Annotated in this window: 12 protein-coding genes; 6 read left to right on the plus strand and 6 right to left on the minus strand. The window is 70.1% G+C overall.

Features of this window, described 5'->3' with window-relative positions; all coding sequences use genetic code 11:
• The 3 genes from ACZ6TV_RS54900 to ACZ6TV_RS54910 form a co-directional block, all read right to left on the minus strand.
• A partial coding sequence (locus ACZ6TV_RS54900) for an RICIN domain-containing protein (protein ID WP_465309678.1) occupies positions 1 to 687 on the minus strand: 687 nt, incomplete at its 3' end.
• 150 nt (positions 688 to 837) lie between these two features.
• Positions 838 to 1,305: an SAM-dependent methyltransferase gene (locus ACZ6TV_RS54905; protein ID WP_465309680.1), complete on the minus strand. Its 468-nt coding sequence runs from the start codon at positions 1,303 to 1,305 to the stop codon at positions 838 to 840.
• 76 nt (positions 1,306 to 1,381) lie between these two features.
• The gene (locus ACZ6TV_RS54910) at positions 1,382 to 2,353 is read right to left on the minus strand and encodes a cellulose binding domain-containing protein (RefSeq protein ID WP_465309682.1); all 972 of its coding nucleotides are present in this window, start codon (positions 2,351 to 2,353) and stop codon (positions 1,382 to 1,384) included.
• A 170-nt stretch (positions 2,354 to 2,523) separates the two neighbouring features.
• Between ACZ6TV_RS54910 and ACZ6TV_RS54915 the strand changes: the two genes are divergently transcribed.
• The gene (locus ACZ6TV_RS54915; RefSeq protein WP_465309684.1) at positions 2,524 to 3,183 is read left to right on the plus strand and encodes a hypothetical protein; all 660 of its coding nucleotides are present in this window, start codon (positions 2,524 to 2,526) and stop codon (positions 3,181 to 3,183) included.
• On the opposite strand, the gene ACZ6TV_RS54920 is transcribed toward ACZ6TV_RS54915, so the two are convergent.
• Entirely contained in the window at positions 3,130 to 4,425 is a 1,296-nt protein-coding gene (locus tag ACZ6TV_RS54920) for a sulfatase-like hydrolase/transferase (RefSeq protein ID WP_465309686.1), read from the minus strand. The two genes, ACZ6TV_RS54915 and ACZ6TV_RS54920, sit on opposite strands and share 54 nt — an antisense overlap.
• Positions 4,426 to 4,515: 90 nt before the next feature.
• The gene (locus tag ACZ6TV_RS54925) at positions 4,516 to 4,944 is read right to left on the minus strand and encodes a hypothetical protein (RefSeq protein WP_465309688.1); all 429 of its coding nucleotides are present in this window, start codon (positions 4,942 to 4,944) and stop codon (positions 4,516 to 4,518) included.
• 61 nt (positions 4,945 to 5,005) lie between these two features.
• Here ACZ6TV_RS54925 and ACZ6TV_RS54930 point away from each other — a divergent pair, with 61 nt between their 5' ends.
• A complete protein-coding gene (locus ACZ6TV_RS54930) occupies positions 5,006 to 5,908 on the plus strand; it encodes an HAD family hydrolase (protein ID WP_465309690.1) in 903 nt (300 codons plus the stop codon).
• Positions 5,909 to 6,189: 281 nt separating this feature from the next.
• On the opposite strand, the gene ACZ6TV_RS54935 is transcribed toward ACZ6TV_RS54930, so the two are convergent.
• Positions 6,190 to 6,327: a hypothetical protein gene (locus tag ACZ6TV_RS54935; RefSeq protein WP_465309692.1), complete on the minus strand. Its 138-nt coding sequence runs from the start codon at positions 6,325 to 6,327 to the stop codon at positions 6,190 to 6,192.
• 61 nt (positions 6,328 to 6,388) lie between these two features.
• Here ACZ6TV_RS54935 and ACZ6TV_RS54940 point away from each other — a divergent pair, with 61 nt between their 5' ends.
• The 4 genes from ACZ6TV_RS54940 to ACZ6TV_RS54955 are packed head-to-tail and all read left to right on the plus strand — an operon-like array spanning position 6,389 to position 8,096.
• Positions 6,389 to 6,850, plus strand: a complete 462-nt coding sequence (locus tag ACZ6TV_RS54940) for an SMI1/KNR4 family protein (RefSeq protein ID WP_465309694.1) — start codon at positions 6,389 to 6,391, stop codon at positions 6,848 to 6,850.
• 21 nt (positions 6,851 to 6,871) lie between these two features.
• A complete protein-coding gene (locus ACZ6TV_RS54945; protein ID WP_465309696.1) occupies positions 6,872 to 7,183 on the plus strand; it encodes a transposase in 312 nt (103 codons plus the stop codon).
• Complete coding sequence (locus ACZ6TV_RS54950) at positions 7,180 to 7,896, plus strand: IS3 family transposase (protein ID WP_465309698.1); 717 nt, start codon at positions 7,180 to 7,182, stop codon at positions 7,894 to 7,896. Before ACZ6TV_RS54945 ends, ACZ6TV_RS54950 begins: the two co-directional genes overlap by 4 nt.
• A gap of 2 nt (positions 7,897 to 7,898) precedes the next feature.
• The gene (locus ACZ6TV_RS54955; protein WP_465309700.1) at positions 7,899 to 8,096 is read left to right on the plus strand and encodes an IS3 family transposase; all 198 of its coding nucleotides are present in this window, start codon (positions 7,899 to 7,901) and stop codon (positions 8,094 to 8,096) included.
• The last annotated feature ends 124 nt before the right edge of the window (positions 8,097 to 8,220 follow it).

Genomic DNA, 8,220 nt, shown 5'->3' on the forward strand with positions numbered 1-8,220 from the left:
CTGACCACCGTCGCCGATGCAGCAGTACCGCTTCATCCCACCGTCCAGCGTCCCCGACACCTTGATCGTGCCGTTGTTCACCGGCGCGTCACCGGACTTGGTCGGCCACGTCGTGCTGGGGTTGGTGCCACCCGTGGTCGGGGTGGTGGTGCCGGCCACGACCAGGCGCCACTGCTGGTTGGCCCCGTTGAGGTCGGTGAACTGCGAGATCCGCGCGCCGTTGGCGGTGGACCACTCCCAGACCTCGAGCGCCTTGCCGCTGTGCCGGTTGATGAGCTGGATGTTGTCGCCGATGTTCTGCACCGAGAACTGCTGGTTGTTGCCGCTGCTGACCGGCCACTGCCGGTACTCGGCGCCGTCGGCGACGTTCCACTCCCACAGGTCGACGGCCTTGCCGCTGTGCCGGGCGATGATCCGCCACCAGCCGGTGCCCGCCGACTCGAACCTGAACTGCTGGCACTGGCAGCCGTTGCCGCTGTACTGGGTGATCGTGGCGGCGTCGGCCGTCGACGCGCCGGTCACCTCCATGACCTTGCCGCTGTTGACGTTGACGAGGTTGTACCACGTGCCCTGCACGATCGTTGCCGCGTCCGCGGACCGCACGGCGACGGTCGTCACCGCCGCCACGACGGTCAGGACGACCGTGCCGAGCAGCGTCGCCCGCCACCGTCTCGTTGGTCTTGCCACGCCTGAACCTCCTTCGCCGAATGAGAGGAAAGCGCTTTCCTCGGGGGCGGACCGTATCGAGCCGATTCGCCACTGTCAATGCTCCGGTGGAGGTTCCGGTCGCGCGTGCCTCGTCAGCCACCACGCGGTGAAAGCGGGTTGTGAAAAACGTCAGGGCTTGAAGTACTCCGACATCATGGTGCTCACCCAGTCCGGCTGCTGGACGTCCGCCGGCAGGAACTCCCGCATCGCCGGCTTCAGGTCGATGATCGGGGTGCCGGAGACCGCGTCGAGGCCGACCACCGTCAGCTCGCGGCCGTTGACGGAGTCGATGGCGCAGCACGTCACGCCGATGCGGTTCGGGCGGCGGGGGCCGCGGCCGGCGAAGATGCCGACCGGTGGCAGGTCGGGGCGGCCGCGGTAGGGGCGGGGCGTGCGGTGGTCGCCGTCGTCGGCGAACCGGTCGAAGACGAAGAGGACCTCCACGTGGGAGAAGCCCTCCAGGCCCTGCAGGCACGCGTCGCCGAAGCGCTCGTCGACGGTGATGGTGCTGCGGACGGCGCCCCAGTTGTCGGTGAGCTGGACGTCCGTCCGGTCGTTCGTGACCGTACCGATCGGGGTGACCTCGAAGCTGATCATGACCCGAGGCTATCGCGCGGGCCGGGTCCGCACAGGGGGGCGCGATGCGCCGCGCCCCCTGTGGGCACCGTGGACGTCAGGCGCCGGGCGGCGGTGGGGGCGGCGGGTCGACGGCGATGCCGACCTGGGCGCGGGTGCCGTAGTTGCCGGCGCCGTCGAAGGCGCGGACCGTGACGATGTAGGTGCCGTAGCCCGTGTACGGGACGTACGCGGTGGTGTTGCCGACCAGGCTGATGACGGTCCCGTTGAGGGTGACCTCGTAGCCGGCGACGAACTGGTTGTCGGTGGCGGCGGTCCAGCCGACCGTCCAGGAGCCGTCGGTCACGCCGCGCAGCGTGAGGCTGGTCGGGATGCTGGGCGGTGTCGTGTCCGGCGGGGTGCCGAGGCCCACCACGGCGAAGGGTGAGCGGTTGCCGGCGGCGTCGACGGCTCGGACACCGAAGGACATGACCATCGGCGGGGGTGTCGGCATGCTGTACGACGTCCCGGTGACGGTCGCGATCGGGGCGCTGGACGTGTTGGAGTAGACCTCGTAGCCGGTGACGCCGGTGTCGTCGGTCGAGGCGTTCCAGGTGAGCGTGTAGGACGACGGCTGCACCGTGCCGTGCAGCGCGGACGGCGTGCTCGGCGGGCGGACGTCGCGGGACGGTGGGCGGCCGTCGCACGGGGCGGCGTTGAGCAGGCAGCCCTGCGGGGTGCCCAGACCGGCGGCGACCCAGCCGAAGCTCGTCGACGCGCCCGGGGCGAGGCTCGCGTTCCAGGACGCGCCGACCACGACGTTGTGGTTGCCCGAGCGGGTCAGGGTGGCGTTCCAGAAACTGGTGATGGTCGTGCCGGCGGGCAGGTCGAACTCGACCCGCCAGCTCGGCAGGGTGGTCGCACCACCGTTGGTGACGACGACGCGGCCCGAGTAGCCGGTGGGCCAGGCGCTGTCCTGGAAGTAGGTGGCCGTGGGCACGGTGGCGGCACCGGCCGGCACCGGGTTGAGCGTGATGGCGAGGAGACCGGTCGCCGCGACCGCGGCCATCCTCGACAGGAATCGACTCATGTCAATACGATACGTGGCCGGCGCAACGGCGGGCGGAGGTCAATTCCGCGATCAGCATACCGCACCCATCGGCGCCGATCACTCGGGTGAACAGCCCTGTTGACCTGCGGTTTCGTTGTCGTACGGTGAGCGCTCCCGACGAACCGGAGGAAACGTTGCTCGATCCCGGCATGGTGACGTGGGCGCGTGTGGTGCTGCTGCAGGACCACCCGCGACGGTACGAGCTGGTGCAGGCGTGCCGCATCATGACGACAGTGCGACCGGACGTGTACCGGCCGAGGCTCGCCCGCGCGCTCGGCGACCTGGTGGACGGGTTCACCGCGGCGGCCCCGGCGGACGCGGTCGAACGGCTGGTGACCGAGGCCGTGACGAACCTGCTCGAATGGGCGCGGGGGCTGGTTCGCGCATCGACCACCGCCGACATCATCGCCGACGTCGTGGTGCGGCAGCGCAGGCGCCGGGCCGCCGACGACGGACCCGCGTGGGACCTCCTCGCCGTCGCGGTGGCCCTCGAAGAGGCGGGCCGGGCCGACGCCGCCCTCACCGTGGTGCGGGAGCTCATCGACCGGGAACGGCGCGAGCGGAAGCCCACCCGGCTCGCGCGGGCCCTCCTGCACGCGGCGGACCTGCTGGAGCGGCGGCAGCGGTCCTACGACGCCGCGCCGCTCAGAGCGGAAGGACTGCGGCTGCTCGGCGCCGACACCGCGGCGCACCCCGTCGCCGTCATGCTGACCGCCACGCCGCGGCGGGCCGGCACCGGCAAGCGGTCCGGCGGGTCACGGGCAGCCGGCGCCCACGCAGTTCCGCTGGCGGGCGAGCTGCGCCGTTAACGGTGCGACGGGCGGGTCGTTGCCCGGGACGCCGTCGCGGAGCAGGTTCGTCAGCTGCCACGGGTCGGCGCGCAGGTCGTAGAACTCGCGGTCGGCGACGGTGCCCGTGTCGTCGTAGATCTCGGTGTACCGGTAGCGCCCCGGCACGTACGTCGACGCCCACGACGGGATGCCCGCGCCGTTCGCCGGGTCCCGCCAGTACTCCGTGAGCAGCGACGGGCGGTCGCCGGGGCGCAACAGGTCGCGGCCGTCGACCTGGTAACCCGGCGTCAGCCCGGCGGCGGCGAGGACCGTCGGGGTGACGTCGAGGTTGGCCGCGAGCCGTCTGTCGCTGCCGACCTCGACGTGCCCCGGCCAGGAGATCAGCAACGGGACGCGCTCGGCCTGCAGGTAGGGCATGAACTTCTCCTGCAGGCCGTGCTCGCCCCAGAACTTGCCGTTGTCCGACAGCAGGATCACGAGGGTGTCGTCGAGCTCGCCGGTGGCCCGCAGGCGCCGCCGGATCGACTCGAGCGCGTCGTCGACCGACCGCAGCGTCCGCAGCTGCGCCTCCCGCTCGGCGGCGCCCTGCTCCTGGGTGCGGTTGAAGCGGCGCACGTAGGCGGGTTTGTCGCCGCGGTCGGTCTCACGGGTGGCGGGGTTGCCGTCCCACGGGTAGCGCAGGTCCGCGTACTTCGGCTCCGGCACCTGCGGTGCGTGCGGTGCCGTGAAGCCGGCGTAGATGAACCAGGGCCTGGTGTCGTCGCGCTCGTACCGGTCGACGTACCGCCCGACCTGGTCGCCGATGAAGGTCGTGGAGTAGGACGGGCGGACCTGCACGCCGTCGACGACGAAGTCCTCGCCGGTGTACCCGCCACCGGTCAGCGCCCACTCGTCGAAGTACGGCGGCCGCACCGCGATGTCCCAGCCGTTGAAGAGCTTGCCGACGGCCGCCGTGCGGTACCCGGCGGTGTGCAGCTCGTGCTGCAGCGACCTGGTGTGGTCGAAGCCGCCGACCGCGCCCTGCCGGGTGACGCCGTGGTTGTGCGCGTACCTGCCCGACAGGATCGTCGCCCGGCTCGGGCAGCAGCTCGGCGTGGACACCATCGCCTCGGGATACTCGCGCCCGTGCCCGCGCAGCCAGTCCAGCGTCCTCGGCATCGCGAACGTCTGCCCGGTCCGCGCGTCGTCCATGACCAGCAGCAGGACGTTCGGCCGGCCCGTGTGCCCCGGTGCGGCCTGTGCCGGCGGGGTGCAAGCCAATGCGAGACCGACCGTAACCGCGCACGCCACGAACCGCACCGAACACTCCAGGTAGCCGCTCAATCACCCTGAGCACAAACCCTATGCCGGCTACGGGACCACCGGGTGAGGTTCCCCGTGATACATGCCGAGCAACGGCGCGACCAGCAGCGCGACCTGGCTCGCCAGGAACCACGCGACGGCCAGCGCCGGCACGGCGAGGAGCGCCACCACCGGCACGGTCCGCGCGGCGGCGACGGCCCGCGCGAGCCACGCCGGCTCGGCCCGGAACGCGACCACGCCGGCCATCAGCCCGGCCGCCGCGCCGAACAGCCAGGCGAGCGCCGCCCCGACATACCGCGCCAGCCACGCCAGTCCGTCGTGCAGCCACCCGAGGTCCAGCGGCGCGTCCACGTCGTCCAGCCGCGCACCGCGCCACCACCCCGGCCCGTAGGCGGCCAGGACGAAATACGTCACGGCGGCCGCGACGCACAGCCCCAACGCCCGCGCCGCACGGCGATCGGTCTCATGCACCGCCATCGACCGAGCGTAGTCCCGCCGTCGCCGAGCGGTCCGCCACGGAAGCGAGATTTCGCCGCAGGTGCACGATCCCGGCCAGGCGCCAGCGCCGGCCACCCCAGAGCTTGCGCTCGAGTTGACCTGTCAGATCGACGCTTCGGATGTGCGTCGTCGGCTGGCGAGCCTTTGCGACCGGTCATGTGGTCTTCGTGGCGACGGCGCCGGATCGCGTCGTCGGATGGTTGCACGGGTTTCAGAGCACGAGCTTGATTCGGATCTTGCGGACCGCTGGCGGATACTGGCCGCTGTGACGATCAAGGCGCTGATCTTCGACTTCGACGGCCTGCTGATGGACACGGAGACCACGCTGCTGGAGAGTTGGTCCTGGGAGTGGCGGCGGCACGGCCTGGAGCTCGATGCGGCTGGCTTCTTCGCCGACCACGGCGGCGACGCGAACGAGCCGCGTTACGCCGCGCTCGCCGCGGCGGTCGGACGGGACTACGACCGCGAGTCCAGCCACGCGCTGCGGATGGCGTACCGGGCCGAACTGAATGCGGCACTGGAGGCGGCCCCTGGCATCGTCGGCTGGCTGGACCGGGCCGCGGAGCTCGGGCTGCGGCTGGCGGTGGCGAGCAGTTCCCCGATCACCCACGTGGGCGCGATGCTGGATCAGGCCGGGCTGCGGACGCGGTTCGAGGTGCTGGCGACCGGCGGGGAGGTGGCTGCGCACAAGCCGGATCCGGCTGTCTACCTGCTGGCGCTGGAGCGGCTCGGGCTGCCGGCGGAGGAGGCGGTCGCTTTCGAGGACACCGCGCACGGCGTGGCGGCGGCGCACGCGGCCGGACTGCGCTGCGTGGCAGTGCCGAACCCGCATGCGAACGACGCCCGCTTCACTGTCGCGGACCTGCTGCTGCCCAGCGCCGCGGACCTGTCCCTGGACGCGGTCCTGGCTCTGCTGGCTCGACGCGCGGGTCGTCTGCGGTGAGTGGAGCCGACGCATGCCAGCGGCGTTCCCCATGCTCAGCCGTAGCGAGGTGAGCCAGCGGAGCGACGGCGATTTGCTCACCGTGCGGACCCGGCCTTTAGACGTCTGGCTGTGCCGGGCGAACTGACCCCGCTCACGTCTGGCACCGCCGCCATCGACACAACTATGAGCAGTCGTCCCTCTGGCAATAATCGGGCGAACGCGGGTTGTCGGCGGCAAGAGCGCAGCCGGTGAGGTCTGAGCTTGGTCGATCATGCCGCCAGCACTGGGCGCTGGCCGGTTTACGGCCTCTGGTTGGGCGATTGGTCGGAGCGGACGTGGAACGTTTCGCCCGGTTTCAGCCAGCGGTCCTCTCCCCACGGCTCCAGCCAGAGCACCAGCAACCCGCCGGAGTTGTTGTGCACGTCCATGATCGCCACGAGTACACCGTGATCTCGGTGGCACGCTGGTGGACACGCTCACGCTGAGGGGACCGGTGGCATGACTGAGGACGAGATCTTCGATGCGATCCGAGCGCGGGTGGAGGCAGGTCGCCCGACGGATTCATCGTCCGCGTCGTTGTTGCCTCCGCCGGTCTCCGAGCAGGTCATCAGGGATGCCGAGGCGGTGATCGGCTATCGCCTGCCGCCGCTGCTGCGCCGCATCTACCGTGAGCTCGGCGATGGTGGTGTCGGACCTCACGGCGGCATCGAGGGCTTGACGAACAGCTGGTCCGACATTCCCATGGTCGACGGGTATCTGGAGCTTGTCACCGCTGTTGCTGAGCCTGGCGAACGCCCACCGCCGCCGCGCGGTGTCGTGTTCTTCTGCGATCTCGGCTGTGCGATGTGGGCGTTGCTGGACTGCCGGCACCCGCAGGGGCAGATGTGGTGGTCGGATGAGTACGAGTCGTGCAAGCTTGAGCCACCCCCGCTTTCATGGAGCTTCTTGATCATGGTCTGATGGCCGTGGGGAGGAAGATCCGTGGCACCACCGAAGAAGTACCCCGATGACCTGCGGCAGCGTGCTGTGCGCTTGTATCGGGAGTCGGACCCGAAGCCGGTGATCCGGCGGTTGGCCGAGCAGCTCAACGTGCATCATGAGGCGTTGCGGAACTGGATCCGTCAGGCCGAGGCCGATGCCGGCGAGCGCGCCGACCGGCCGTCCAGCGACCTCCTCGAGGAGAACCGCCGGTTGGCGCGGGAAAACGCTGAGCTGCGCCGGGCGAACGAGATCCTGAAGGCGGCGAGCGCGTATTTCGCCGCGGAGCTCGACCCGACCCGGCGACGGTCATGACGTTCATCCACGAACATTCAGACCGCTTCGCGGTCGCGCTCCTGTTACGGGTTCTGCAGATCGGCACCTCCACCTACTACGCCTGGCGCAAACGGTTCACCGACCCGTGCGACCGGGACCTGGTCGACCTCGGCCTGCTGTCCAACATCTACGACATCTGGACCGCGTCCGGACGCACCTATGGCGCGGACCGCGTGCACCGGCAGCTGCGCCGTGACGGCATCAGAGTCGGCCGGAAACGTGTCGATCGGCTGATGGCCGCTCAGGGTTGGCAGGGCGCGTTCCTGCGCCGCGGCTGGCGCGGCGGGTCAACCGTCCAGGACCCGCGCGCGACGCCGGCACCGGACCTGGTAAACCGAAACTTCACCGCGACCGCACCGAACCGCCTGTGGGTCGCGGACGCCACCCGCATCCGCGTCGGTGAAGGCGTGTTCTGGCTCGCTGCGGTCCGGGATGCGTTCTCCAACCGGATCGTCGGGTGGAAGGCCGGCGACCGGTGCGACACCGACTTGATCCTCGGCGCCCTCGAGTACGGCATCTGGTCCCGCGACGTGCGGGACCAGGCATTGATCCATCACTCGGACCGCGGCTCGAACAACTATACGAGCTTCCGGTTCACGCAACGCTTGTCCGACAACGGAATCCTGCCGTCAATGGGGTCGGTCGGCGACAGCTACGACAACGCGCTGATGGAGAACTTCTGGTCACCCTGAAGATCGAACTCGTCTACCGCGCAAGCTGGCGCACCCGCGACGAAGCCGAGAACGCGATCTTCGAATACATCGACGGCTGGTACAACACCCGCCGTATCCAACGCGACCTCGACTACCGCAGCCCAGACGAATACGAGACCGCCTGGCACGCCCAGAACAAGCCAGATAACCTCACCCCTGCCCCGACCGGAGGCAGGTAACCACCGCTCCATCAAAGCGGGGGAAGCTCAGCCCTGATCCACCGATGAGGTTTCGGTGCTGGGCTGGCCTGGGTTAGTGATCTTGTTGTGCTGGTCGGGCGTGTGGGGGTGACCGGCCGGGTCG

It is taken from the genome of Dactylosporangium sp. NPDC051087 (genome assembly GCF_055586325.1).

Excerpts from the sequence above, each read along its gene's own strand:
- ACZ6TV_RS54915 (WP_465309684.1), top strand. The coding sequence starts at position 2,524 with ATGGTGACGTGGGCGCGTGTGGTGCTGCTGCAGGACCACCCGCGACGG.
- ACZ6TV_RS54940 (WP_465309694.1), top strand. The coding sequence starts at position 6,389 with ATGACTGAGGACGAGATCTTCGATGCGATCCGAGCGCGGGTGGAGGCA.
- ACZ6TV_RS54925 (WP_465309688.1), bottom strand. The coding sequence starts at position 4,944 with ATGGCGGTGCATGAGACCGATCGCCGTGCGGCGCGGGCGTTGGGGCTG.
- ACZ6TV_RS54910 (WP_465309682.1), bottom strand. The coding sequence starts at position 2,353 with ATGAGTCGATTCCTGTCGAGGATGGCCGCGGTCGCGGCGACCGGTCTC.
- ACZ6TV_RS54905 (WP_465309680.1), bottom strand. The coding sequence starts at position 1,305 with ATGATCAGCTTCGAGGTCACCCCGATCGGTACGGTCACGAACGACCGG.
- ACZ6TV_RS54950 (WP_465309698.1), top strand. The coding sequence starts at position 7,180 with ATGACGTTCATCCACGAACATTCAGACCGCTTCGCGGTCGCGCTCCTG.